This window comes from Taklimakanibacter albus (assembly GCF_016595235.1).
Classification (GTDB): domain Bacteria; phylum Pseudomonadota; class Alphaproteobacteria; order Rhizobiales; family Aestuariivirgaceae; genus Taklimakanibacter; species Taklimakanibacter albus.
On the sequence record NZ_JAENHL010000007.1, the window covers coordinates 1,499,162 to 1,523,444 of the forward strand.

Sequence of the window (24,283 nt, forward strand, 5' to 3'; positions counted from 1 at the left end):
AATGTTACGGCGTAGGGCGCGTGGACGCAATGGAAACCGGGCGGACTGCACGGGAAATCAAAAGCCGGTTCACCTGCAGCAAAGACTCCTGTCCTCACCGCGACTTAGGCTCCCGCTCCGCAATGGTGCGATAGACGCCATGCCGAGGGTGAGGAAACAGCCGCCGGCTTCAGGCACGGCCATTTCGGCTTTCGGCGTGGTTCAGCGATCCGCGAGGACCCGATGAAGCCGAGCCGCAAATCCAAAGTTGACCCGATCACCCTTTCCGTCGTCAGAGGCGTGCTGGAGACGACCCAGCGCGAAATGACGCTGACGCTCGAAAAAACCGCGCGCTCCTCGGTGTTCAACCTGGCGCATGACTATTCGACCGCCCTTTTCAACGCCAAGCCGGAAATGATCCTGCAGGGCCAGGACATCCCGATCCATCTGGGATCCCTCATCCCGGCGATGAAGGCGGTGGCCAGATATTTCGGCGACGACATACATGACGGCGACCTCATCCTCCACAATGATCCGGCCTTCGGCGGCAGCCATGCCATCGACACCTGCATGTACAAGCCGGTCTTCTACAAAGGGAAGCTCGCCTACTGGACGGTTTGCAAGGGCCATCTGACCGATATCGGCGGCCCGGTGCCGGCCGGCTACAATCCCAATGCCAAGGAGATCTATGCGGAGTGCCTGCGCATCCCGCCGGTGAAGATCTGGGACAAGGGCAAGCCGCGCAACGATGTCCTCAATATGATCTTCACCAATATGCGGGCGAGGCGCGATCAGGAAGGTGATTTCAACGCGCTGATCGGCGCCTGTCAGGTGGGCGAGCGCAATCTCCTCGCCATAGTCGACAAATATGGCGCCGCCACCGTCGACACCTGCATCGATGAGCTATTGAACATGGCCGACCGCCATATGCGCTCGCTCATCAAGTCGGTGCCGGACGGCACCTATAGCGGCACCGCGATCCTCGAGGATGCCGGCCACGGGCTCGGCGATTTCGAGATCACCGCGACGGTGAAGATCAAGGGCGATAGCTGCCACATCGCCATCAAGAGCCCGCCGCAAGTGCCCTATTTCATCAATTCCTATGAGGGCAATTCACATTCGGGCGTCTATCTGGGCCTCATGATGTTCGCGGCCCTGCCGCCGCCCTACAATGAAGGCCTCTATCGCTGCGTGTCGATCGACTTCGGGCCCAAGGGCACCTTGTGCAATGCCGCGGAGCCCGCGCCGCATATGAACTGCACCACGACGCCGATGGAGACGCTGACCGACGCGGTGCGTCTCGCCTTCGAAAAGGCGATGCCGTCCAAGGTCGCCGCCTCCTGGGGCCATGCCAACGGGCTCAACATCGCCGGGCGCGATGAAAGAAGCGGCGAGGAATTCGTCACCATGGTGCTCGCCACCATCATTTCGGGCGGCGGTGCCACGCCGCAGCAGGATGGCTGGCATGCGGTCGGCCCCGAATGCTGCTTCGGCGCGCTCACCTCCGGCGATGTCGAGCTTCTCGAATATTCCTATCCGATCATCATCCACCGTTATTCGCTGATGACGGATTCGGGAGGCGCGGGCAAATACCGCGGCGGCTCCGGCACCGCCTGGGAAGTCGAGCCGCTCTACAAGGACATGTTGTGCATCGGCTTCGGCGAAGGCCGCCGCATCCCGGCCATGGGCGCCGCCGGCGCCACGTCCAAGCTCATCGACACCAAAGTCGGCCGCGTCGAGCTGAAGCGCAAGGGCAAGACCGATGTCGAGCGCAAGAACATCCTGCAGACCATCCAGCCCGGCGAGACCATCACCAACATGAATCCGGGCGGCGGCGGTTACGGCAACCCACATGAACGACCGATCGACAAAGTCCTCTGGGACGTGAAGAACGGCCTCGTGTCGATCAAGGGCGCCCGCGAGGATTATGGCGTCGTCATCTCCAACGGCACTGTCGATCAGGACGCCACCAACACCTTGCGTGGAGGTGCCCAATGACCGCGCAATATCGTCTCGGCATCGACGCCGGCGGTACCTTCACCGATTTCGTCATTGCCGACCGCAAAGCAGGCTCGATCAAGCTCTTCAAGGCGCTCTCGACGCCCTCCAATCCGACCAAAGCCATCGAAAACGGCCTCGCTCTGATCGCCGAGCATCTCGGCCGCTCGGCCGAAGAGATCGTCGCCAATTGCGATCTCTGCATCAACGGCACGACGGTGGGCCTCAACGCCCTCATCACCCATCGGGGCGGCAAAACCGGCCTCATCTGCACCGCGGGGCACGAGGATTCGCTCGAGATCCGCAACGGCCACAAGGAAGACGGCTACCGCTACGATCCCGAATATCCGGCCGCCACCATGCTGGTGCCGCGTTACTTGCGCAAAGGTGTACGCGAGCGTGTGCTGGCCGACGGCTCCATCCGCACTGCGATGAATGAAGACGATGTGCGCGATGCCTGCCGGCTGTTCCTGAAAGAAGGTGTCGAGACCGTCGCCATTTCGTTCGTCTGGTCGGTGCTCAACACCAGGCACGAGAAACGCGCCGCCGAGATCGTCCGCGAGATGATGCCGGACGCGATCCTGACCGTCGGCTGCGAGCTCTATCCGCAGATCCGTGAATATACGCGGAGCTCCACCGCGGTGGCCAATGCCTATCTGGCCCCGGTGATGCGCAAATATGTCGGCGCCGTGGATCAGTATTTCCAGAAGCTCGGCGCCCGGCAGCCGGTGCGGTACTTCCAGTCGAATGGCGGCCTTGCCATCGGCCAGGTGATGACCGACCGTTCCGTCTATGCGATCAATTCAGGTCCGGCCTCGGCGCCGCAAGCGGGGCTTTATGTCTGCGCTCCCTTCAAAAAGAAGAACGTCATCACCGTCGATATGGGCGGTACGTCTTTCGACATAACGCTGACCAAGGACGGCCAGACCAATCTCAACAAGAATATCGACTTCCTGCGCTACCGCATCGGCGTGCCGATGATCCAGGTCGAGACGCTCGGCGCCGGCGGCGGCTCGATCGGCTGGATCGACTCGCTGGGCCTGCTGCAGGTCGGTCCGCAATCGGCGGGCGCCGATCCGGGTCCCGCCTGCTACGGCCAGGGCGGTGTCGAGCCGACGACGTCCGACGCCAATCTGGTGCTGGGTTATCTCAATCCGGAAGGCCTGCTCGGCGGTAAGCTGCCGCTCAGCCTCGACAAGGCCAAGGCGGCGTTGAAGCGCATCGCCGATCCGCTCGGCATCTCGGCCGAACAGGCGGCCTATGGCATGTTCACCATCGTCAACAACAACATGGTGAACGGCATCCGCCGCGTCTCGGTCGAGCGTGGTTATGATCCGCGCGATTTCGTCCTGGTCGGCGCCGGCGGCGCCACCGCGGCGCATATCACCGCGCTGGCGCGCGAGATGGGCATCGACACGATCGTACTGCCGAAGCTCGCTTCGGGCCTGTGCGCTTTCGGGCAGACCATCTCGGACGTCAAATACAACTATATGGCGACGGCGCCGGTACGCCTCGACAACGACCCCGCCTATAAGCGCATCGACAGCCTGTTCAAGGAGGTCGAGCGCAAGGGCATCCAGCATCTGGAGAAGGACGGCTTCACCAAGAAGACCATCGGCGTGAAGCGCAGCCTCGATATGAGGTATGTCGGCCAGGTGCATGAATGCACCGTCGATATCGGCACCTTCGACATCAACGCCCGGAGCATTGCGAAGGTGAAGGAGGCGTTCCACAAGCGCCATGAGGAGCTCTACACCTATTCGGAGCGCCATAATGCGGTGGAGGTCGTCAATATCGAGTCGACTCTCTACGGCTATATCGACAAGCCGCGTTTGCCGAAGCTCGCCAAGGGCGCCAGCGTCGCCAAAGCGCTGAAGGGTCACCGCAAGGCGATCTTCGATGCCAAGGGCAAAGGTACCAGGACGCCGGTTTATGACGGCGGAAGCCTCGGCGCCGGCGCCACCATCAAGGGCCCCGCCATCATCGAGGAGGTGACGACCACCATCGTCATCGAGCCGGGCTGGACGGCCAAGCTCGATCAGTCGGGCTCCTATGTCATCACCCACAAGCGAAAGACAGGAGGCAGATGACAAGCACCGCCCTCAGCGCCCGGAATGTCTCGGTCTCCTTTGACGGCCTCAAAGCGCTTGCGAATGTCGTTCTCGACATTCCGCCCCAGCGCGTCACCGGGCTGATCGGCCCGAATGGCGCCGGGAAAACGACGCTCGTCAATGTACTGACCGGCTTCCAGGCGCCCGATGAGGGCAGTGTGACGATGGACGGCAAGGACATGGCTGGCATCACCAGCTTCGGGATCCGGCGGCTCGGCATCGCCCGCACCTTCCAGTCGGGCCGCCTGTTCAGCGAGCTGTCGGTGCTCGACAATCTCGAAGTGACGGGCGTCGGCTTGGGGTTGTCGCGCCGCGAGGCCTGCGCCAAGGCGGAGGCAATGCTCGACTGGATCGGCATTGCATCGCTCGCCGACCGTATCGCCGGTGGGCTGCCTTACACCGATGAGCGCCGCGTCGCCATCGGCCGCGCCTTGATGATGGAACCGAAATATCTGCTCCTCGACGAGCCGGCCGCCGGCATGTCGGCGGAAGAGGCTGATGATCTGATCGCGCTCATCCGCCGGATCGTCGCCGAGATGAAATGCGGCGTGCTGCTGATCGAGCATAATATCGGGCTCGTCCTCAATATCTGCGACCACATCCACGTGCTGGATTCGGGCGAGATCATCGAGGACGGCAGTCCGGCCCAGATCAAGGCCAGCGAGAAGGTGCGCCACGCTTATATGGGCACGCAAGCCGAAGCCGGAGGGGTGGTGCTGTGACCTTGCTCAGCGTCGACAACATCACCGTCCGGTATGGCCGCCTCACCGCGCTGCGCGGTGTGTCGCTCAAGATTGAGGATGGCGAGACGATCTTCGTCACCGGGCCGAATGGCGCCGGCAAATCGACCTTGCTGAAGGCGATCGCCGGCGTCGTGCCGGCGGCGGAAGGCGCCATCGTGCTGGGCGGCCAGGTGATCACCGGCGCCTCGCCCGAAAGCACCGCGCGGCTCGGCTTCTCCATGGTGCCGGAAGGCCGCCATGTCTTTGGCGGCCTCACCATCGAGGAGAATCTGATGCTGGGTGCGGGCATGCGCAAGGACCGCGCCCGCGTCGGCGAAGACCTGAAGCAGGTCTATGACGTCTTCCCGATGCTGAGGGAGCGCAAGGACAAGCCGGCGGGCGTCTTGTCGGGTGGCCAGCAGCAGATGCTGGTGATCGGCCGCGCGCTGATGACGGCGCCGCGCCTCATCGCCATCGACGAGCCCTCGCTGGGCTTGGCTCCGAAGGTGATCGACCAGGTTTACGAGACGCTGCTCAAATTGCGTGACAGCCGCGGGCTGACGCTGCTCATCGTCGAGCAGAGCTCGACCCGTGCCATGATGACCGGCGGCCGGATGATCCTGTTGCGCTCGGGCCAAGTGGTGCTCGAGGGCGACGCCAGGACGCTCGCCCGCGGCGATACGCTGAAGAAGGCCTATTTTGGCTATGGGGAGCATTGAGAGATGACTTGGAGAATCCCACCAAATCCTCCCTCCGCCGCCGAAGGCGGGGAGGGTGGCGCGCGGAACGCGCGACGGGTGGGGTGCTTCCACGAGGACGGTGTCCCCATTCATTCAAGACTTCCCGGCGGCGACACCCCACCCGTCCGCCCTTCGGGCGTCCACCCTCCCCGCGCTTCGCGCGGTGGAGGGAGTAGCGGGGTACTTGCATGACCGCCCTCCTCCAGATCCTCTTCGACGCGCTGAGCCTCGGCAGCCTCTATGCTTTGGGCGCGCTCGGCATCGCGCTCATTTTTGGCGTGATGCGGCTCGTCAATTTCGCTCATGGCGACTACATCGCCTTTTGCGTCTTCGCCCTGCTGTGGCCCTCGATCGACGCGGCGGCGATCGTCTTCGCCGGCAATCTGCCGACCATCATCCTGATCCCGCTCATCCTGGCGATCGGCGCGGGCCTCTCCGTCCTCTCGGAGATCCTCGTCTTCCGCCGCTTCCGCAATGCCAATCCGGCGACCATGATGATCGCCTCCTTCGCGCTGGGCTATGTGCTCAAGAACTTTCTCCTGATGCTGTTTTCGAGCCGGCCGAAATCGATCGACCTGTGGTCGAATCTGAGCCAGCAGGTCGAGATCGCCGGCGCCCGCATTCCCCTCCTGCAGGTGATCACCATCACGATCACCATCGTCATCCTCATCGCCCTCACCGCCTTCCTGAAGCGCACCCGCTTCGGCCTCGAAATGCGCGCGGCGGCCGAGAACTTCACCATGGCGCGTATGCTGGGCGTCAAGGCCAACCGCGTCATCATGCTGGCCTTCGCCATATCCGGCATGCTCGCCGCGGCGATCGGCCTGATCCTCGCCACGCAATCCGGCACCGTCGACATTCAGATGGGCATGTCGGTGATGCTGGTGGCCTTCATCGCCACCGTCATCGGCGGGCTCGGCAGCCTGCCGGGCGCGGTCATTGCCGGCTTCCTGATCGGTGGCGCCAGCGTGCTGATGCAGGTCATCCTGCCGCTCGAGGCCAGGCCCTTCCGCGACGCCTTCGTTTACGGCGCGGTCATCGCCTGCCTGATCTGGCGGCCGCAGGGATTGTTGGCGCCCAAATCGGCGAAGCAGAGAGTGTGACGATGGCGCAGCGCAGCTCTCTCCTCGCCCGCACGATCTCGACCTTAATCATATTGATCCTGATTCTCGTTGCCATTGCAGTCGTGACGAAACTCTTAGGCTCGCGCCCGTTCGAACGCACCGTCGTCGAGATGTTCATCCGCGTGATGCTGGTGGTGGGCATCTATATCTTCGTCGGAAATTCCGGCGTCATCAGCTTCGGCCATATGGGCTTCATGTGCATCGGCGCCTATGCCGCCGCCTGGTTCACCATCCCGGCCGTCATGAAGCAGGTCTCGCTGCCGGGCCTGCCTAATTTTCTCATCAACACGCAGCTGCCGATCTTCCTCTCCGCCTTCCTCGCCGGCCTCCTTGCCGCACTCTTCGCTTTGATCGTCGGGCGTATCCTGATGCGGCTGTCCGGCATCGCCGCCTCGATCGCCACTTTCGCCATGCTGGCGGTGATCAACGTCGTCTATTCCAACTGGGATTCGGTCACCGGCGGCACCGGCTCGATCGTCGGCATCCCTTTCTACACCGGCATCTGGACCGCGCTCGGCGGCGCCATCCTGGTCGTCATCATCGCCTATCTCTATCAAATCTCGCGCTCGGGCCTGGCGTTGCGCGCCGGGCGCGACGAGGCCACGGCGGCGGCCGCGTCCGGCGTCAATATCGTGCGCGAGCGCCTCATCGCCTTCGTCATCTCGGCTTTCGTGATCGGCGTGGCGGGAGCGCTTTATGGGCATTTCCTCGGGGTCGTCAATCCCGACGCCTTCTATCTGGGCGTCACCTTCATCACATTGTCGATGCTGGTGGTGGGCGGCATGAACAGCCTGTCGGGCGCGGTGATGGGCGTCATCGTGATCTCAGGCATCATCCAATTGCTGCGCTGGCTGGAAAAGGGCGTCGATCTCGGCGGCACCACGCTCGCCATCCCCAACGGCCTGCAGGAAATCACCATCGGCCTGGTGATGATTGTCATCCTGATGTTCCGGCCGTCGGGCCTCACCCGCAACCGCGAAATCACCTGGCGCTTCAAGGGCGCAACCAAGCCTTCGGAATAGACGTGCGTTCATAATGACAAGGAGGAGACCATGAGTAGATTGAAAGCATTGGGATTGGCGGCCACCTTTGGCGCGCTGATCTCCGGACCAGCCTTAGCGGATGATATCGTCGTCGGTTTCGCCACGGCGGAATCGGGCTTCATGCAGGCTTACGACAAGCCGGCGCAGGATGCCGCTCTGATCCGCATCGATGAGATCAACAAAGCCGGCGGCCTGCTCGGCCGGCAGATCAAGGTCGTCACCGCCGACACCAAGACCGACCGCGCCGAAGGCGCCAAGGCCGGCCTCGAAGTCCTCGACAAGGGCGCCGAGCTGGTGATCGTGTCCTGCGACTATGACTTCGGCGCACCGGCGGCGCTTGCAGCCGAGGCCGCCGGCAAGGTGTCGTTCTTCCTGTGCGCCGAATCGATCAAGGCCGGCATACCGGGCGTGGGTCCGCATTCCTTCTCGAGCTCGGTGCTCGCGGCGGTGCAGGGCGCCACCATGGCGGAATGGGCGTACAACAAGAAGAATGCGCGCAAGTTCTACCGTCTGCTCGACACCTGGACGGTCTACAACAAGGGCATCTGCGACGGTTTCGACTGGCAGCTGCCGCGCCTGAAGGATGCCGAGCTCGTCGGCAGCGACACTTTCAAGAACGAAGACGCCTCGATCGCCTCGCAGATCAGCCGCATCAAGGCGCTGCCGCAGGAGCCCGATGCGATCATGCTGTGCACGATGATGCCGGGCGCCGTCTCGGCCATCAAGCAGATCCGCGCCGCCGGCATCAAGGCGCCGATCCTCAACGGCTCGGGCGTCGACGGCAGCTACTGGCTGTCGGCCGTGCCTGATCTCTCCAACTTCTTCGTGCCGGCTCAGGGCTCGATCTATGGCGATGATCCGAACCCGAAGGTCAACGAGTTCAACAAGAAGTACAAGGAAGTGACCGGCGGCGATCCGTCGAGCCAGTATGTCTATCCGGGTTATGTGCTCATCGATGTGTGGTCGAAGGCGGTGGAGCGGGCGAAGTCGCTCGATGCCGATGCCGTGGTGGCCGAGCTCGAGAAGATGAAGGACGAGCCGACTTTGTTCGGGCCGCGCACCTTCACCAGCGAGATCCATCATCAGAACAAGGGCCGCTATCTCATCATCGAAACGACCAACGGCAAGCCGGCGGTCGTCGATGAATGGACGATCAGCGAAGCCATTCCGGTGGCCGATCTGCTGAAGCAGTAACGATCCGACGCGATCGATGACGGCCGGGGCCGAAAGGTCCCGGCCTTTTTTGTGAACCGCCCCCTAACCCTCACCCTGAGGTGCGAGCGTGAGCCGAGCCTCGAAGGGTGTGTCGCAGCGCATGCGCTCTATCTTACGGACGCTTCCAGGCCCGCCTTCGGCGGGCACCACAGCGTGAGGAATGTTCAGAACGGTTTCACGGAACACGGGAACCTTTTCGCCTTCGCCGCGTTCACCCATGGGACGTGCCGCCTCGACAGCGGAGCGAAGACGCCATGTTTAGAAGCCTTGGCCTGATCGCGGTAACCGCCGCGCTCCTTTCGGCAAGCGCCACCCCCACCCAGTCGCAAGTCACCGTCTCGATCTCCTGCAGCTCACTCGGCATCGAGCTAGAGTTGTGCCAGGAAGGGGCCGATGCCTGGGCGAAGCAGACCGGCAACAAGGTCAAGCTCGTGGCGACGCCGCCTGACGCCAATGAACGCCTGGCACTTTACCAGCAGCTCCTCGCCGCCGGCTCCGCCGATATCGACGTGTTCCAGATCGACGTCATCTGGCCAGGCACACTTGCCAATCATTTCGTCGATCTCAAATCGTTGATCCCGGCCGAAGACCTCAAGGATCATTTCGAAACCCTGACGACGAACGATACGGTCGAGGGCAAGCTCGTTGCTGTGCCGTTCTTCGTCGATGCCGGACTTCTCTATTACCGCCAGGACCTTCTCGACAAATACGGCAAGAAGCCGCCCAAGGATTGGGCCGAGCTCACCGAGACGGCGAAGGCCATTCTCGCCGGCGAGCGCGCCGGCAATGCGCAACTACAAGGCTTCGTCTGGCAGGGCCGCGCCTATGAAGGCCTCACCTGCAACAGCCTCGAATGGGTGGCGAGTTTCGGCGGCGGCACCCTCATCGAGACCGACGGCAAGATCTCCATCAATAATGCGCAAGCCGCCTCAGCCCTCACCCTCGCCAAAAGCTGGATCGGGACGATCTCGCCGGAAGGTGTGCTGAACTATGCTGAGGAGGATTCACGCGGCGTCTTCCAGTCTGGCAATGCTGTCTTCATGCGCAACTGGCCCTATGCCTGGTCACTCGCCAATGCGCCCGACAGCCCGGTGAAGGGCAAGGTCGGCATCGCCCTTCTGCCGCAAGGAACCGGCCAAGGTGCGCGCCACGCGGCAGCGCTCGGCGGCCAGCATCTCGCCGTCTCCAAATATTCGGCGCACCCGAAAGAGGCGGCCGATCTGGTGCGTTATCTGACCAGCGCCGAAGAGCAGAAGCGCCGCGCCATCAAGGGTTCCTTCAACCCGACACGCAAGAGCCTCTATGGCGACGCGGAACTGCTCAAGGCACTGCCCTTCCTCAAGGACTTCGAAGCGGTGCTCGAGAACTCGGTGGCGCGGCCATCGACCGTGACCGGCGCCAAATACAGCCGCGTGGCGAGCGAATACATCCGCGCCGTGCACAATACGCTGTCCGGCAAAGGCACGGCGGAAGAGAATCTGGCTGCGCTCGAAAAGCAGCTCGACCGGCTGAGTCGCGGCGGGAAATGGTAGAAAGGCTCATCGCAATCCGGTTTCCCCTTCTCCCGCCTGCGGGAGAAGGTGGCCGAAGGCCGGATGAGGGTGTTCTCTCAATTTCTTCAAAATTGCAAACGTGGGAAGTATCGAAGCTTCTTTATCTGATTCTCCTGAGGGGCTGTCGTGAACTGAACCAACACCCTCATCCGCCCTATCGGGCACCTTCTCCCGCAGGCGGGAGAAGGGGAAATAATGGGGACGACCTTACGCTGGCAGGTCACGAATGATGGCGCGCACGCGGCTCGCTTGGGCTTATCTCGCGCCGCTGCTCATCACCTTGGCCCTGGTCGCCGCATGGCCGTTGCTGCGCACCATCGCCTTCAGCCTAACCGACGCCAATTTGAGCGATCTCAGCCAGTGGCAATTTGTCGGCCTCGCCAATTATGCCTATCTGCTGAGCGATCCGCAGTGGTGGCGCGCCGTCGGCAATACGCTGCTCTTTACCCTTCTGTCGGTCGGGCTCGAAACCATTCTCGGTCTCGTGATCGCGCTCACCATCAACGCCCACATGCCGGGCCGCGGCCTGGTGCGCGCCGCCATCCTCATTCCGTGGGCGATACCGACCGTCGTCTCGGCCAAGATGTGGGCCTGGATGCTGCATGATCTGTATGGCGTGGTGAATGTCCTGCTGATGAACCTAGGGCTGATCGACCGGCCCTGGGCCTGGCTCGCCGACCCGACGCTTTCGATGGCGGCGGTCGTCCTGGTCGATGTGTGGAAGGCGACGCCGTTCATGGCGCTGCTCATCCTCGCGGCCCTCCAGGTCCTGCCGCTGGACATCTACGAAGCAGCGCGCGTCGACGGCATCGGTCCGGTCAAATCCTTCTTCCACATCACTCTGCCCCTGATCCGCCCGGCACTGCTGATCGCGGTCATCTTCCGCAGCCTCGACGCACTGCGCGTCTTCGATGTCATCTATGTGCTGACCGGCAACAATGAAAACACCGCGACCATGTCGGTCTATGCCCGCCAGCAGCTCGTCGACTTCCAGGATGTCGGCTTCGGCTCGACGGCGGCGACCTGCCTGTTCGTCATCATCGCCCTCATCACGACGGCGGTCATCACGCTCGGCCGCGTCCATGTCAGCGCCAGCGGGAATGACCGATGACGCCGCTCGTCCTTCTGCGCCGCTTCCTCTTTTACGCGCTCGTCGCCGCGATCCTGTTCTACACGGTGTTTCCGTTCTATTGGGCGATCGTCTCCTCGCTCAAGAGCGGCAGCGCGATCTTCCGCGTCGAATTCCTGCCCGCGGCGCCGACATTGGAAAACTATCGTGCCCTCTTCGCCGAGCAGTCCTTCGCCCGCAATATCGTCAATTCGCTTTTCGTCGCTTCCGTTGCCACGGCGATCTCGCTTGCTCTCGGAGTGACGGCTGCCTATGCGCTCGGCCGCATCAAGTTCCGTGGCCGCGCCGCCATTCTCTTCGCGGTGCTCAGCATATCGATGTTCCCGCAGATCGCCGTCCTGTCCGGCTTGTTCGAGCTCATCCGCGCCGCCGGCCTCTACAACAGCCTGACCGGCCTCATCTTCTCCAATCTCATCCTCACTCTGCCTTTCACCACCTGGGTCCTGACCGCGTTCCTGCGCGAGTTGCCGCGCGAGCTTGAGGATTCGGCCGTCATGGACTGCGCCTCCTCCTTCCGCATCATGACCGAGATCTTTCTGCCGCTGATGGCGCCGGCGCTGGCGGCGACCGGGCTTCTCGCCTTCATCCTGGCCTGGAATGAGTTTCTGTTCGCCTTGACCTTCACGCTCTCGAACGAAAAGCGCACCGTTCCCGTTGCCATCGCCCTCATCACCGGGGCCAGCGCCTATGAACTCCCCTGGGGCCGCGTGATGGCGGCCTCGGTCATCGTGACCGCTCCCCTGATCGCGCTCGTCCTCCTTTTGCAGCGCCATATCGTATCGGGCCTGGTGGCGGGAGCGGTGAAGGGGTGATCACTCATAAAACTCCGGCGCGAGCTTGAGCTTCTGCACCCTGACCGGATCATGCAGGAGAATGAGCTCGCCCGCGCGTTCCTGGGCGATCGCCTTGAGCTTGCGGATCGAGGCCAGCGCCGCGACATCGTCGCAGCTTTCGCCGGGCAGCACCTCTTCTTCGAAATTCTCCCACAGATCGCCGGCATCGGCGGTCAGCACCTTGACGCCGCTCTTCGGCAGCGTGACGACCAGCGACTGATGTCCCGGCATATGGCCGCGCGTGAAAATACCTTCGATGCCGGGCATCACCTCGAAATCGCCATCGACGATCCGCCATTTCATGTCGGGGAAATCGAAATCATCGTTGAACACCGCGAGATTGCCGTGATCCGAGAAGGCATAATCATGCTCGATGCGCTGAATCCAGATATTGGCATGGCGCAGATGCTTGAGATGGCCGGTGTGATCGCAATGGACATGGCTCAGAACCACATCCTTGATGTCGCCGGGCGCGACGCCAACCGACTTCAACTGGGCGAGGAAATCATGCTCGGGCAAGACGATCGGCGGGGCGAGCCAGCCGCGGCTCATGAAATATTCCTCACGCCGGACCGGGTCGCGGATATTGTCGGCATTGACGCCGGTATCGAACAGCACATGGCCCTTGGCCGTTTCGATCAGATAGGCGCAGATCGGCTCGGCCATCACGAAGCGGCCGCCGCGGTCGCGGGTCGAGACGGTCTTGGGGATGATCTCGTAGCCCAGAAGCAAGATGGTCAGTTTTCTGGCGAGCGTCACTTTATATAGGCCTCCCTGTTCTTAACCGCCCCAGCATAGTCCGAGGCACTTTGCGGATTTTTTGTGATGGACGACGATCGATGCGGTTTTTTTGCGCTAAACCCCGAGTTTCGCGAAATTCCGCCGCGGAGCCCCTCTTAGACTTTCCCTCAAGAAGAACGAACAGCGCGGCACCCTGCCGCGATACCGGGAGAGGAAGAGATGCACAAGACTCGGCGCGACGTCCTGAAGCTGGCCGCCTTCGGCACAGTGGCGGCAGCGGTCCCCTTTGGCGCGGCCAGAGCCGCTTCGGTCCGCATCCGCGGCATCTTCGAGACGCCGATGGAAGAGCCCTTCGTCACCCAGCTCCATCTCGCCATGACCCGCCTCGCCAAGGAAGCCGATCTCGATTACAAATATTCGGAATCGGTGAAGGCCGCCGATTTCTCGCGCGTGCTCAGGCAATGGTGCGAGGAAGGCGTCGAGCTCATCGTCGGCGATGCCTATGGCACCGAGCAGATCTGCCGGCGCGTCGCCCGCAATTACGGCAAGACGGCTTTCACCATGGGCTCCGCCATGGGCCCGACCGAGCCCAATTTCGCGACTTTCTATGGCCAGAATTACGAGGCCGCTTATCTGGGCGGCATGCTCGCCGCCGGCCTCTCCAAATCCGGCAAGATCGGCGTCGTGGCGGGCATCGCGGTGCCGACGACCTATGGCTTGCTCAACGCCTATCGCGCCGGCGCCAAAGAGATGAAAGCCGATATACAATTGAAGGCCGCCTATATCGGCTCGATGTTCGATCCGCCCAAGGCCAAGGAAGCGACCATCGCCATGGCCGACCAGGGCGTCGATGTCGTCTTCGCCGAACGCATCGGCGTGATCGAGGCGGCGGCCGAGCGCCAGATGCTGGCCATCGGCAATATGACCGATCAGTCGGCGATCAATCCGAAGGTCGTGGTCTCGAGCGTGATCTGGGATCCCTATCCGGTGCTGAAGGAAGCGGTCGACGCGGTGAAGGGCGGCAAATTCGCCGCCACGGACTACAGCAAACTCGAAAACATCGCGCATCGCGTCAATTATCTCGCCGACTACGCGGCGCTCGCCGACAAGGTGCCGGCCGAGGTGAAGGCGGCGATCGAAGCCAAGTCGAACGACATCGCCGCCGGCAAATTCGCCGTGACCTATGAAGAGAGCGAGACGAAGACCGATTGACCGGCGGTCGCCGAAACGTGCCGATGGCTGACGACACACCGCTTCTCACACTTACCGGCATCACCAAGCGTTTCGGCGAGGTGGTGGCGAACCGCGACGTCGATTTCGCCTTGCGGCCGGGCGAGGTCGTCGGGCTTCTCGGCGAGAACGGCGCCGGCAAGACCACGCTGATGAACATCGCTTTCGGGCTTTACCGGCCCGATGCCGGGACGATCGCCGTCGCCGGCCGGCCGGCCGTCATCGGCTCGACGGCGGATGCCATCGCCCTCGGCATCGGCATGGTGCATCAGCACACCCATGTGGTGGCGCGCCACAGCGTGCTCGAGAATCTGATGGCGGGCCTTGCCGGCCGCTACGGCCTTATCGACCACACGGCCGCCCTTGCCCGCCTCGCCGAAATCGCCGCAGCCTATGGCCTCGGGCTCGATCCCGACCGGCTCGTCGGCGATCTCGCGATCGGCGAGAAGCAGCGTCTCGACATCATCCGCGCTTTGTTCCGAAAAGCGCGCGTCCTCATTCTCGACGAGCCGACCTCGGTGCTGACGCCGCAGGAGACCGAAGGCCTGTTCAGCGCCATCAAGGCGCTCAAGACCGATGGTGTCGGTGTCGTCTATATCAGCCATAAGCTCAACGAGGTGCGGGCCATCACCGACCGGGTCGTGGTCATGCGGCGCGGCGCCGTGGTGGCGGACGCGGTCAATGACGGCACGCTGACCAATGCCGGCCTCGCGGTGCTCATGTGCGGCCATGAGCCGGAGCGTATCACCCGCACACCGCATCAGACGGGTGCGGCGCGCCTCGAGCTGGCGGGTTTGCGGCTCGGCAGAGGGACACGCCCCATCGATCTCAAGGTCCAAGGTGGCGAGATCGTCGGCATTGCCGGCGTCTCCGGCAATGGCCAGGTGCGCTTCGCCGAAGCCATTGCCGGCGTGACGTCGCCGGCCGCCGGCACGATCCGGATCGACGGCAAGGCGGTGAACGCCGCATCACCGCGCCGGATGCAGGAAGCAGGTCTCGCTTACATTCCCGAAGACCGTCTTGGCGCCGGGCTCGTCGGTACCCTGCCGGTCAGCGACAACATGGTGCTGTCGCGTTTCGGCGCCTCGCCCTTCGCTCATTTCGGCTGGCTCGACCGCAAAGCCATGGCGGCTTTCGCCGAGCGGCAGATCACCGATTACGACATCAGGCCCCCCGATGCGAAGCTGCCGATCGGGCTCCTCTCCGGCGGCAACCAGCAAAAGGCGATCGTCGCGCGTGAGCTCGCTTTGAAGCCCAAGGTCCTCATCATCGCGCAGCCGACACGCGGCCTCGATGTGACCGCGATCGCTTTCGTCCATCGCGAGCTGATGCGGCTGCGCGCTGAAGGCTGCGCCATCCTGCTGATCTCTGACGATCTCGATGAAATCTTCCAGCTCTCCGATCGCATCGCGGTCATGTATGAGAGTGCCATCGTCTGCGCCATGGCGGTGGAGCAGGCGACCGTCGCCGGCATCGGCCTTGCGATGAATGGCGGCGCCGTGGAGGCGCCGGCATGAGGATCACGCTCGAGCCCCGCCCACCATCGCGCTGGCGCGAGGTGCTGATGCCTTTCGCCGCCATCGCCGCCAGCCTCGTTCTGTGCGGCCTGCTCATCGTCATCGCCGGCGCCAATCCGTTTCAGGCTTTCGCCATCATGGGCGAGGCGGCCTTCGCCGGCAAATTCGCGATCACCGAAACCGTCGCGCGCGCCGCCCCGCTCGTCCTCACCGGCCTTGCCGCCCTGGTCGCTTTGCGCACCCGCTTCTGGAATATCGGTGGCGAGGGCCAGCTTCTCGTCGGCGCCATGGCCGCCGCCTGGCTCGGGGCGCGCGAGGATATACCGGTGCCGCTGCTGGTGCCGGCGATGCTCGTCGGCGCGGCGCTGGCCGGCGCGGCGCTCGCCGCCATTCCGGGCCTCCTCAAGACGCGGCTCAAGGTCGATGAGGTGGTGAGCACGCTGATGCTCAATTTCATCGTCATGTATCTGATGATGGCGCTGCTGTCGGGACCGTGGAAAGATCCCGTCACCGGCTGGACCGACAGTCCCGACATCCTGATGGATGCGGAATTCCCGGTCTTCTGGGCCGGCACGCGGCTGCATCTGGGCGTCCTCGTCGCAGTGATCGCCGTGATCGGCATCGGCATCGTGCTGAAGCGCACTTCTTTCGGCCTCGCCATGAAAGTGGTCGGCGAGAATCCGAAGGCCGCTCATCATGCCGGCCTCGATGTCGGGCGCATCACGCTTTTCGCCGTGCTGCTGTCGGGCGCGCTCGCCGGTCTCGCGGGCGCCGGCGAAGTCGGCGGTACCCAGTTCCAGGTCATCGCTTCGATCTCGCCGGGCTTCGGTTATGCCGGCCTTGTGGTGGCGATGCTGGCGCGGCTCTCGGCCGTAGGCGTCATTCCCGCCGCTGTCTTCCTCGCCGCCATCACCACCGGCGCCGATGAGATGTCGCGCCAGACCGGCGTGCCCTTCTTCATCGCCGATGCGGTGCAGGGCCTGTCCTTGATCGCCGTGCTGGTGGCGATGACGCTGGCGCGCTACCGCATCAGATGGCGTCCGTCGCCCAAGCGCGAGGCCGCCTCATGAGCATGCTCGACATCATTCTGGACATCGGCTTCTTCGCCGCGGCGATCCGGCTCGCGGTGCCCTTGCTGCTCGGCACGCTGAGCGAACTCGTCGCCGAGCGTTCCGGCGTTCTCAATCTTGGCATCGAGGGCATGATGCTGGCGGGCGCCTTGGCGGGTTTCGCCACCGCGCATGTGACCGGCTCGCTATGGCTCGGCGTCCTCGCCGCCTTGATCCTCGGCGCGCTCATCGGCCTCTTGATGGCGCTGCTGGTCGTCATCTTGCGGCTCGACCAGACGGTGGCCGGTCTCGGCGTCACCATGGCGACGACCGGCCTCGTCTTCTTCAGCTACCGGCTGGGCTTCGGTGAAAGCGCCACACCGCCCGCCATCACGCCCTTCTCGACCATTCCGCTCCCGCTTCTGTCCGACATTCCGTACATCGGCCCGGTTCTCTTCAATCAATATGCGCTGACCTACATCACCTATCTTCTGGTGCCGGCACTGGCCTTCTTCCTGTTCCGCACGCCGGCGGGACTTGCGCTGCGCACGGTCGGTGAGAATCCCAAGGCCGCGGCGGGCGTCGGCATCGATCCGATCAAGGTGCGGATCCTGGCGCTGATGGCGGCGGGGGCGCTTGCCGGGCTCGCCGGCGCCTATCTCAATCTCGCCGCCTTCGGCTCCTTCACCTTCGGCATCATTTCCGGGCGCGGCTGGATCTGCCTGGCGCTGGTGGTGCTCGGCCGCTGGAAACCCTTCGCCTGTGCCGGCGCGGCACTTCTCTTCGGCGCGGTCGACGCCTTCCAGCTCCGCCTCCAGACCAGCGGGTCCGTCGACCTGCCCTATCAGCTCTTTCTCGCTCTGCCCTATGTGGCGACGCTGATCGTGGTGATCGTCAATACCCGCTTCGCGGCAGCGCCGGCGGCGCTGATGGAGCCTTACGACCCCGAAAAGCGCTGACGAAACCTCCCAAACGGGAGGCGTCGAACCTCATCCAGCATTGTATTTCTCGTTATTTACTTTAGGATAGGTTTGTGCCCTTTGGGTCGTACAACCAAGGGTATGGGACGGCGGAGCAGCTGGATGAATTTCAGGGCCATTATCCTTTTCCTGGCGCTGCCTTTGGCGCTAGTCGTGCTCTCAATCCAATCCAGCCATATCGCAGAGGCCGCGGTCTGCGGCGGCATCGACAAATTCGGTAGATGGACATGCAATCGTTCTGCAACATGCGGTGCAGGTTGGCGGAGCGGCGGCCAGATGTTTCCCGACCGGGAATCATGCCTGCGCCGGTCCACCAAGCCGGCCAAGTCGGCCAAGGCCGAGCCGGCGCCGACCAGAAAGCAGGCCGAGGCGCCGGCGGTCAAGAAGCCGGTGAAGCAGGTCCAGAAGGTCGCTGAAGCGAAGCCGAAATCCAAGGAACCCGCCGTCCTCAAGAAGAGTGATGCCCGGTTGCCCTCAGAGGCGGATCAGACCACGCTCGTGATGCAATCGGAACCACCGGCCACCAAGCTCGACCGTAATCTCGAGCCTGCCGCTCCGCAGCCGGTCGTGACCGCAAAGCTGGCGCTTCCTCCAGCTGAGCCCGTTACGGCAGCCGACAAGCAGACGCTCGGCCGCCGCATAGCCCTGATCATCGGCAACTCGACTTATGCGGGCGTTCCCGTACTCAAGAATCCAGCGACGGATGCCCGCGCCATCGCCGACACCTTGACAGGCCTCGGTTTTGAAAAGGTGACGCTCAAGCTCGATCTGGATCGTCAGGCGACCTGGGCGGCACTCGCCGAATTCGCCGATGATGCGGCGCGGGCCGACTGGGCGGTCGTCTATTATGCCGGCCATGGCATTGAGCTCGACGGCCAGAATTATCTCATCCCGGTCGACGCCAAGCTCGATTCGGATCGCCGCGTCCTCTTCGAGACGGTGCCGCTCGACCATGTCGTCGAGGCGACGGCCGGCGCCCGGAAATTCCGGCTGGTGATTCTCGATGCCTGCCGCAACAATCCGTTCCTGCAGACAATGACGCGCGTCGCATCCACCCGCTCGATCGGACGCGGCCTGAGCCGCGTCGAGCCGCAAGGCGGCGTGCTCGTCGCTTATGCCGCCAAAGCCGGCGAGGTCGCGCTCGATGGCGATACGGGCAACAGCCCCTTCGTCGTCGCGCTGATCGAGCAGCTGCGGCAACCGGGCGTCGAAGTCGGTTTCCTCTTCCGCAAAGTCCGGGACAGCGTCCTGGATCTGACCAATGGCACGCAGGAGCCCTACACTTACGGCTCGCTGCCTGGGCGCGAGGAGCTCTATTTCAATCCGCCGGCGAAATAATCCCACAATGTCACGATTTCCCCTCGCCTCCCTCTTCGCGTTCGTGACACTCGTCATGGGCTTTTCTCCACAAGTGCAGGCGGGCGAGCCCGTCGCCATCGTCGAGGAGGCGCCGGAGCGTACCGGCGTCTTCCTCATGGATTATCTGGAGGCCGGCACCGCCTTCGAGCTCGCATCTGACGAGAAACTTGTCATCAGCTATCTCAAATCATGCCAGCGCGAGACCATCACCGGCGGGCGCGTCATCGTCGGATTCGAGAAGAGCACGGTCAAGGGCGGCGCCCTCCAGCGCGAGGAAATCGATTGCTCGGGCCGCGGCATGAAATTGTCGTCCGGCCAGGCTCAGGAGAGTGGCGTCACCGCCTATCGGGAGACGGACAAATTCGCCGCCTTCGCCGCGAGCTATGGGACGCAGCCGCTTTTCGCGCCGATCGAAAACGGACCGGCGATCATCCAGCGGGTCGACAGTTTCGAGCCGCCCAAGGATGTCGAAGCATCGGGCGCCCGCCTCGATCTGCAGGCGCTCGGCATTTCCCTAACGCCCGGCGCCATCTACCGGCTGCGCGGGCCCAAGGTGGACTTTCTCTTCGCCATCGCGCCCACCGCCAAAGCCGGCCCCGTTCCCCTGATCGCGCGCCTGATCCGCCCCTGACGCATGAAACCGCGTGACTGGGCTGCCTTGGTCATCGTCTCCGTCCTGGTGGCGTGGCTTTTCTCGCTGCCGGTTTTCGATCGGCTCAATGGCCTCGGCATCGACTCGCTGTTCTGGCTGCGCGAGCAGGTCTCGGCACCACCGGCGCCCGCCACCTCGCCGACCGTCGTGATCGCGGTCGATGAGGAGACCTATCGCCAGCCGCCCTTCAAGGACACGCCCTATGCCTTGTGGACGCCGTTGATGGCAGAGGTCGTCGATGGCCTCGTCGCGGCGGACGCTTCGGTGATCGGCCTCGACATTATCTTTCCGACCTCGGTACAAACGGTGCTGCCGGGTTATGACCGCAGCTTTCTCGTCGCCCTCAAGAAGGCATCGTTACAAGGCAAGATCGTGCTCACCAAATTCCAGAGCACGACGAAAGCGGTCGCGCCCTATCCGGGCTATGAGCTCGCCGTCGGCGGGGCCAATATTCGCGCCGCCAATCTGTTGACCGATCGCGACGACGCCGTCCGCCGCTTTCCCTTGTTCCTCATCGGCCTCGATGGCGGCCGCGACTATCGTGAGGCGGGTTTCGCCCTCGAGCTGGCGATGCGTCTGACGGGCAAGGAGGCAACGGCCGGCAAAGGCGACGTCCGCTTCGGCGACCGCGGCATTCCGGCCGATGCGCTGTTCGGCGCCTATGTCAATTTCCGCGGCGGCGATCCCATTCCGACCTATTCGCTCGCCGACATTCATGCCTGCATCAAGGCCGGTCGGGCCGATTTCATCGCCGAGCAATTTCGCGGCAAGGCCGTGCTCATCGGCGCGGTGCTCGATGTCGAGGATCGCAAGCTGACCTCGCGCCGATATATCACCGGGCCGGAAGGTCCTTACGCCACACCGCGCTGCGCGCTCCCCGTGCCTGATGGCCTCTATGATGCAACGCTGTACCGGCGCAACACGCCGGGCGTCTATATCCATGCCCAGGCGGTGAACGACCTGGTTCGTGGAGACACACCGGCCGTTGTCAGCCGGGCCGGCCGGAGCGCCATCATCGCCGCCGCCTGCCTCCTGACCGGCGCGCTCGCCTTTTCGCTGCAACCTTATTTCGCGGCCCTCATCTTCGGCGCGCTGGCCCTCGCCTGGATCATGATCGCAACCATCGCCTTCCGTTTCGGGACGATCGTGCCGCTCTTCGACCCGCCGCTCGGCGGCGCCGTCGCCCATGCGATCCTCATGGCCTACCGCTTCAAGCTGGTCGACCAGAACCAGCGGCGGTTGCGGCGCGCCTTCAGCTATTACCTGCCGGCGAGCCTGCTCGAAAAGATGGTCGCTTCCGAAACACCGCCCGCTCTGGGCGGCGAAGAACGCCAGATCACCGTCTGGTTCTCCGATCTCGCCAATTTCACCAGCTCTTCGGAAGGCCGCCCGCCGCAGGCGATCGTCCAGCACCTCAACCGCTATTTCGACACGGTCGTCGCCATCCTCGAAAAACACGGCGGTTATGTCGACAAATTCGTCGGCGACGGCATCGTCGCGTTTTTCGGCGCGCCGCTCACGCTCGCCAATCCGGCCACGGCAGCGCTCAGGGCGGCGCGCGAAGTGACAGAGGAATTGGGCCGCCTCGCCCCGGATGGCAGCCTCACGACGCGGATCGGCATCCATACCGGCAAGGCCGTCATCGGAAATATCGGCTCGTCGCGGCGCTTCAACTATACGGCCATCGGCGATTCGGTGAATGTCGCTGCCCGCCTGGAGAGCGCCAATAAGGCGCTCGGGACGACCATATTGCTGAGCGAGAGCACGAAGGCGGCGGCCGGGGATGAAAGCGACGTCATCGCGCTCGGACAGGTCCGTGTCATGGGCCGGCTCGCGCCGCTGAAGCTCTACACGCTGCCACTCGCCGAGCGAAAACCACCGACCGCCTGGGATGGCGTGATCGAACTGACGAGCAAATAGCTCACGTCAGGAAGTCGAGCACGCTCCACAACATACGTAGCGCGGTAACGAACAGGAAGGCCGCGAAAGCGAGCTTGAGGCCGCGCACCGGCAGCGCATGCGCCGCCCAGGCACCGACCGGCGCCATGAGGATGGAAGTGGGCGTGATGAGCGCGAGGCCGAGAAGACTCACATAGCCGAAGGAGAAAGGCGGCAATTCGCTGTCGCCCAGGCCGCTCAGCACGAAGCCGATCGTGCCCGGCACGCCGATGATGAAGCCGATCGCCGCCGCAGTGCCGACCGCCTTGTGGATCGGATAGCCGAACAGCGACAAAGTCGGCACCGACAGCGTGCCGCCGCCGATCCCCATCATGGCGGATACGCCGCCGATGCCGGTCGCCATCGCCTGCTCGGCGATGCCGCCGGGCAGTTTGTCGGCAAGGCGCCAGGAGGGTTTCGAAAAGGCCATGTGAAACGAGACGATGAGCGCCACGACGCCGAACACCCCCATCAGCACCGGGCCTTTGACATGCGTCGCGAGCAAGGTGCCGGCCACGACGCCGAGAAAGATGCCGATGCCCCAGCGTTTCAGCATGTCGACATCGACGGCGCCGCGCCGCCAATGCGCCCTGACCGACATCGCCGAGGTGAGGATGATGGTGGAGAGCGACGTGCCGACGGCGAGATGCATCTTCACGTCGTCGTCGATGTCGAGCAGCGTGAAGATATGGAACAGTACCGGCACGATGACGATGCCGCCGCCAACCCCCAGAAGCCCCGCGACGAAGCCGCCCAGCGCCCCGGTGAAGAGCAACGCCGCCGCATAGGTCAGCATATGAACGAGATCGAGCGAGGCGAGCATGGTGGAGGCCTTGAAGAGAATGGATACCCGACGGGATTACACGATCCCGGCCCAGGTGTTACGGCGCCAGTCGCCGCAGGCGATGGGGACGCCGTCGATCGAACCGGCGGCGGTGACCGCGCCGGCTTTCATGTGGCCGTCCGGCATCGGCGTCACCTTGTGGCCGAGACCGGCCAGCAAAGCGCGAAGCGGATGGCTTTCCTCGATCAGCAGCTGACCGTTTTCGCTGCGCCAGCGCGGCCGGCCGATGGCCTGGGCGAGGTCGATCCCCTCGATCATCAGTCCCGACAGGACCTGCAGCAAGGTCTGCACCTGGCCGTCGGCGCCGGGCGTCGACAGCGCGATCGGTCCGCGCGCGGTCTCGATGAGGATTGGCGCCAGCGTATGGACCGGCCGCTTGCCGGGCGCTGCCTCATTGGGCGCCTTGGTGAAGCCGCCGGCACGGTTGTTGAGAACGAAGCCGCATTCCGGCACCAGCACGGCCGAGCCGAAATCATCGAACACGCTGACCAGGGACGAGACGACACAGCCCTGGCGGTCGGCGACGGCGATGCCCGCGGTGTGGAGATATGCGCGGGGTCCGCCGCGTTGACCCGACTTGTCGAGATCGAGCGTGAGCTTCTTCTTGAGCAGCTTGTCGCCCTCGGCGATATGATCGCGCCAGGCGAAGCTCGCTTCGGTCAATTCGATTGCCGCATGATCGAGGCGGTCCTCCGCGATGTCGCCCAACGCCGACAACGCCTTGGCGGCCATGGCGAGGAGAATACCTTGCGAGATCGGCGGCTGCACCAGGAGCCGGGCGCCGCGGAATGGGACGGCGATCGGTTCGGCAAGCACGGTCTGATGCTCCGCCAGATCGCCGGCGGAGAGCGCGCCGCCTTGTGCCTTGACGGCGGCGGCGATCGCTTCGGCGCAGTCGCCGCGATAGAAGGCGCCCGCCCCCTCCTTGCCGATGCGGTCGAGCGTCATGGCGAGCTCGTTCTGGATGACGAGATCGCCCGCCGCGGCATTGAGCAGGCCCCATTGTCCGGCGCCGTAACGCTCGAGGCGCGGACGGTGGATTTCCGCCGCGCGCTTGAGCGCCACAGGCATGCGCATGCCGAGACGGGCGATACGGACCGCCGGCTCCAGCACGCGATTGAAGGAAAGCCGCCCATGGCGTTCGAGCGCCACGGCCCACGCATCGACCATGCCGGGCACGGTGACGCTGGCGCCGCCATCGGTGGTGACGCGGCCGAGCTTCTTCGGCGCAGCGCCGGTGCCGTTCACGGCGAGCACTTTGCCGCCGGGTTCGCGGATGAGGCAGAGCATGTCGCCGCCGAGGCCGCAGGCATCGGGCGCGACCACGGCCAGCACCGCCTGCGCCGCGATCATCGCATCGACGGCGCTGCCGCCCAGCGTGAGGATCTCCTGGGCCGCCGCGGCGGCGAAAGGATCGGCGGCGGCGACGGCGCCGGTCCGCCCGGTGAGCACCGGCCTTTCGCGCGAGGCGAAAGCGTCACCGATCAAGGTACTGCCAGAGTTTTGAGATTTAGCATTCACGATCG

The 24,283-nt window shown here is 63.9% G+C and carries 20 protein-coding genes; 17 read left to right on the forward strand and 3 right to left on the reverse strand.

Annotated elements, in window-relative coordinates:
• Nucleotides 1-222 precede the first annotated feature (222 nt).
• From capB to JHL16_RS18710, 10 genes are all read left to right on the forward strand, one after another.
• The gene (gene capB / locus JHL16_RS18665; protein ID WP_200186359.1) at nt 223-1,977 is read left to right on the forward strand and encodes a caprolactamase subunit beta; all 1,755 of its coding nucleotides are present in this window, start codon (nt 223-225) and stop codon (nt 1,975-1,977) included.
• On the forward strand, nt 1,974-4,067 hold the full coding sequence (capA, locus tag JHL16_RS18670) for a caprolactamase subunit alpha (protein ID WP_200186360.1): 2,094 nt from the start codon (nt 1,974-1,976) through the stop codon (nt 4,065-4,067). Before capB ends, capA begins: the two co-directional genes overlap by 4 nt.
• Entirely contained in the window at nt 4,064-4,810 is a 747-nt protein-coding gene (locus JHL16_RS18675) for an ABC transporter ATP-binding protein (protein ID WP_200186361.1), read from the forward strand. Before capA ends, JHL16_RS18675 begins: the two co-directional genes overlap by 4 nt.
• Nucleotides 4,807-5,529, forward strand: coding sequence for an ATP-binding cassette domain-containing protein (locus JHL16_RS18680; RefSeq protein WP_200186362.1), 723 nt, complete (start codon nt 4,807-4,809; stop codon nt 5,527-5,529). Before JHL16_RS18675 ends, JHL16_RS18680 begins: the two co-directional genes overlap by 4 nt.
• Nucleotides 5,530-5,738: 209 nt before the next feature.
• Complete coding sequence (locus JHL16_RS18685; RefSeq protein WP_200186363.1) at nt 5,739-6,653, forward strand: branched-chain amino acid ABC transporter permease; 915 nt, start codon at nt 5,739-5,741, stop codon at nt 6,651-6,653.
• Nucleotides 6,654-6,655: 2 nt separating this feature from the next.
• A complete protein-coding gene (locus tag JHL16_RS18690) occupies nt 6,656-7,696 on the forward strand; it encodes a branched-chain amino acid ABC transporter permease (RefSeq protein ID WP_200186364.1) in 1,041 nt (346 codons plus the stop codon).
• Between the two features lie 30 nt (nt 7,697-7,726).
• Nucleotides 7,727-8,911: an ABC transporter substrate-binding protein gene (locus JHL16_RS18695; RefSeq protein WP_200186365.1), complete on the forward strand. Its 1,185-nt coding sequence runs from the start codon at nt 7,727-7,729 to the stop codon at nt 8,909-8,911.
• Nucleotides 8,912-9,186: 275 nt separating this feature from the next.
• Nucleotides 9,187-10,464: an ABC transporter substrate-binding protein gene (locus JHL16_RS18700; protein ID WP_200186366.1), complete on the forward strand. Its 1,278-nt coding sequence runs from the start codon at nt 9,187-9,189 to the stop codon at nt 10,462-10,464.
• Between the two features lie 247 nt (nt 10,465-10,711).
• Complete coding sequence (locus tag JHL16_RS18705) at nt 10,712-11,596, forward strand: carbohydrate ABC transporter permease (RefSeq protein ID WP_200186367.1); 885 nt, start codon at nt 10,712-10,714, stop codon at nt 11,594-11,596.
• Nucleotides 11,593-12,426, forward strand: a complete 834-nt coding sequence (locus JHL16_RS18710; protein ID WP_200186368.1) for a carbohydrate ABC transporter permease — start codon at nt 11,593-11,595, stop codon at nt 12,424-12,426. The genes JHL16_RS18705 and JHL16_RS18710 overlap by 4 nt, the downstream gene beginning before the upstream one ends.
• Here the strand turns inward: JHL16_RS18710 and JHL16_RS18715 are convergent, their stop codons facing one another.
• A complete protein-coding gene (locus tag JHL16_RS18715; protein WP_200186369.1) occupies nt 12,427-13,206 on the reverse strand; it encodes an MBL fold metallo-hydrolase in 780 nt (259 codons plus the stop codon).
• Nucleotides 13,207-13,407: 201 nt separating this feature from the next.
• On the opposite strand from JHL16_RS18715, the gene JHL16_RS18720 reads away from it, so the two are divergent.
• The 7 genes from JHL16_RS18720 to JHL16_RS18750 all read left to right on the forward strand — a co-directional run bounded on the left by JHL16_RS18720 (nt 13,408) and on the right by JHL16_RS18750 (nt 21,895).
• Nucleotides 13,408-14,400 (forward strand): BMP family protein, encoded by a 993-nt coding sequence (locus JHL16_RS18720; protein WP_200186370.1) that lies wholly within the window; start codon nt 13,408-13,410, stop codon nt 14,398-14,400.
• 23 nt (nt 14,401-14,423) lie between these two features.
• Nucleotides 14,424-15,935: an ABC transporter ATP-binding protein gene (locus JHL16_RS18725; protein ID WP_200186371.1), complete on the forward strand. Its 1,512-nt coding sequence runs from the start codon at nt 14,424-14,426 to the stop codon at nt 15,933-15,935.
• Nucleotides 15,932-17,005, forward strand: a complete 1,074-nt coding sequence (locus tag JHL16_RS18730; protein ID WP_200186372.1) for an ABC transporter permease — start codon at nt 15,932-15,934, stop codon at nt 17,003-17,005. Before JHL16_RS18725 ends, JHL16_RS18730 begins: the two co-directional genes overlap by 4 nt.
• Nucleotides 17,002-17,943 (forward strand): ABC transporter permease, encoded by a 942-nt coding sequence (locus tag JHL16_RS18735; protein ID WP_246770974.1) that lies wholly within the window; start codon nt 17,002-17,004, stop codon nt 17,941-17,943. The genes JHL16_RS18730 and JHL16_RS18735 overlap by 4 nt, the downstream gene beginning before the upstream one ends.
• Nucleotides 17,944-18,240: 297 nt before the next feature.
• Nucleotides 18,241-19,302, forward strand: coding sequence for a caspase family protein (locus JHL16_RS18740; RefSeq protein ID WP_200186374.1), 1,062 nt, complete (start codon nt 18,241-18,243; stop codon nt 19,300-19,302).
• Between the two features lie 7 nt (nt 19,303-19,309).
• Nucleotides 19,310-19,954 carry a hypothetical protein gene (locus JHL16_RS18745; RefSeq protein ID WP_200186375.1) on the forward strand — a complete coding sequence of 215 codons (645 nt, stop codon included), beginning with the start codon at nt 19,310-19,312 and terminating at the stop codon, nt 19,952-19,954.
• Between the two features lie 3 nt (nt 19,955-19,957).
• The gene (locus JHL16_RS18750) at nt 19,958-21,895 is read left to right on the forward strand and encodes an adenylate/guanylate cyclase domain-containing protein (protein ID WP_200186376.1); all 1,938 of its coding nucleotides are present in this window, start codon (nt 19,958-19,960) and stop codon (nt 21,893-21,895) included.
• 1 nt (nt 21,896) lies between these two features.
• On the opposite strand, the gene JHL16_RS18755 is transcribed toward JHL16_RS18750, so the two are convergent.
• Both JHL16_RS18755 and JHL16_RS18760 read right to left on the reverse strand, forming a co-directional pair.
• On the reverse strand, nt 21,897-22,736 hold the full coding sequence (locus tag JHL16_RS18755; protein WP_200186377.1) for a sulfite exporter TauE/SafE family protein: 840 nt from the start codon (nt 22,734-22,736) through the stop codon (nt 21,897-21,899).
• A 36-nt stretch (nt 22,737-22,772) separates the two neighbouring features.
• Complete coding sequence (locus JHL16_RS18760) at nt 22,773-24,245, reverse strand: gamma-glutamyltransferase (RefSeq protein ID WP_200186378.1); 1,473 nt, start codon at nt 24,243-24,245, stop codon at nt 22,773-22,775.
• Nucleotides 24,246-24,283 lie beyond the last annotated feature (38 nt).

Excerpts from the sequence above, each read along its gene's own strand:
- capB (WP_200186359.1), top strand. The coding sequence starts at position 223 with ATGAAGCCGAGCCGCAAATCCAAAGTTGACCCGATCACCCTTTCCGTC.
- capA (WP_200186360.1), top strand. The coding sequence starts at position 1,974 with ATGACCGCGCAATATCGTCTCGGCATCGACGCCGGCGGTACCTTCACC.
- JHL16_RS18675 (WP_200186361.1), top strand. The coding sequence starts at position 4,064 with ATGACAAGCACCGCCCTCAGCGCCCGGAATGTCTCGGTCTCCTTTGAC.
- JHL16_RS18685 (WP_200186363.1), top strand. The coding sequence starts at position 5,739 with ATGACCGCCCTCCTCCAGATCCTCTTCGACGCGCTGAGCCTCGGCAGC.
- JHL16_RS18690 (WP_200186364.1), top strand. The coding sequence starts at position 6,656 with ATGGCGCAGCGCAGCTCTCTCCTCGCCCGCACGATCTCGACCTTAATC.
- JHL16_RS18695 (WP_200186365.1), top strand. The coding sequence starts at position 7,727 with ATGAGTAGATTGAAAGCATTGGGATTGGCGGCCACCTTTGGCGCGCTG.
- JHL16_RS18700 (WP_200186366.1), top strand. The coding sequence starts at position 9,187 with ATGTTTAGAAGCCTTGGCCTGATCGCGGTAACCGCCGCGCTCCTTTCG.
- JHL16_RS18705 (WP_200186367.1), top strand. The coding sequence starts at position 10,712 with ATGATGGCGCGCACGCGGCTCGCTTGGGCTTATCTCGCGCCGCTGCTC.
- JHL16_RS18710 (WP_200186368.1), top strand. The coding sequence starts at position 11,593 with ATGACGCCGCTCGTCCTTCTGCGCCGCTTCCTCTTTTACGCGCTCGTC.
- JHL16_RS18720 (WP_200186370.1), top strand. The coding sequence starts at position 13,408 with ATGCACAAGACTCGGCGCGACGTCCTGAAGCTGGCCGCCTTCGGCACA.
- JHL16_RS18725 (WP_200186371.1), top strand. The coding sequence starts at position 14,424 with ATGGCTGACGACACACCGCTTCTCACACTTACCGGCATCACCAAGCGT.
- JHL16_RS18730 (WP_200186372.1), top strand. The coding sequence starts at position 15,932 with ATGAGGATCACGCTCGAGCCCCGCCCACCATCGCGCTGGCGCGAGGTG.
- JHL16_RS18735 (WP_246770974.1), top strand. The coding sequence starts at position 17,002 with ATGAGCATGCTCGACATCATTCTGGACATCGGCTTCTTCGCCGCGGCG.
- JHL16_RS18740 (WP_200186374.1), top strand. The coding sequence starts at position 18,241 with ATGTTTCCCGACCGGGAATCATGCCTGCGCCGGTCCACCAAGCCGGCC.
- JHL16_RS18745 (WP_200186375.1), top strand. The coding sequence starts at position 19,310 with ATGTCACGATTTCCCCTCGCCTCCCTCTTCGCGTTCGTGACACTCGTC.
- JHL16_RS18750 (WP_200186376.1), top strand. The coding sequence starts at position 19,958 with ATGAAACCGCGTGACTGGGCTGCCTTGGTCATCGTCTCCGTCCTGGTG.
- JHL16_RS18755 (WP_200186377.1), bottom strand. The coding sequence starts at position 22,736 with ATGCTCGCCTCGCTCGATCTCGTTCATATGCTGACCTATGCGGCGGCG.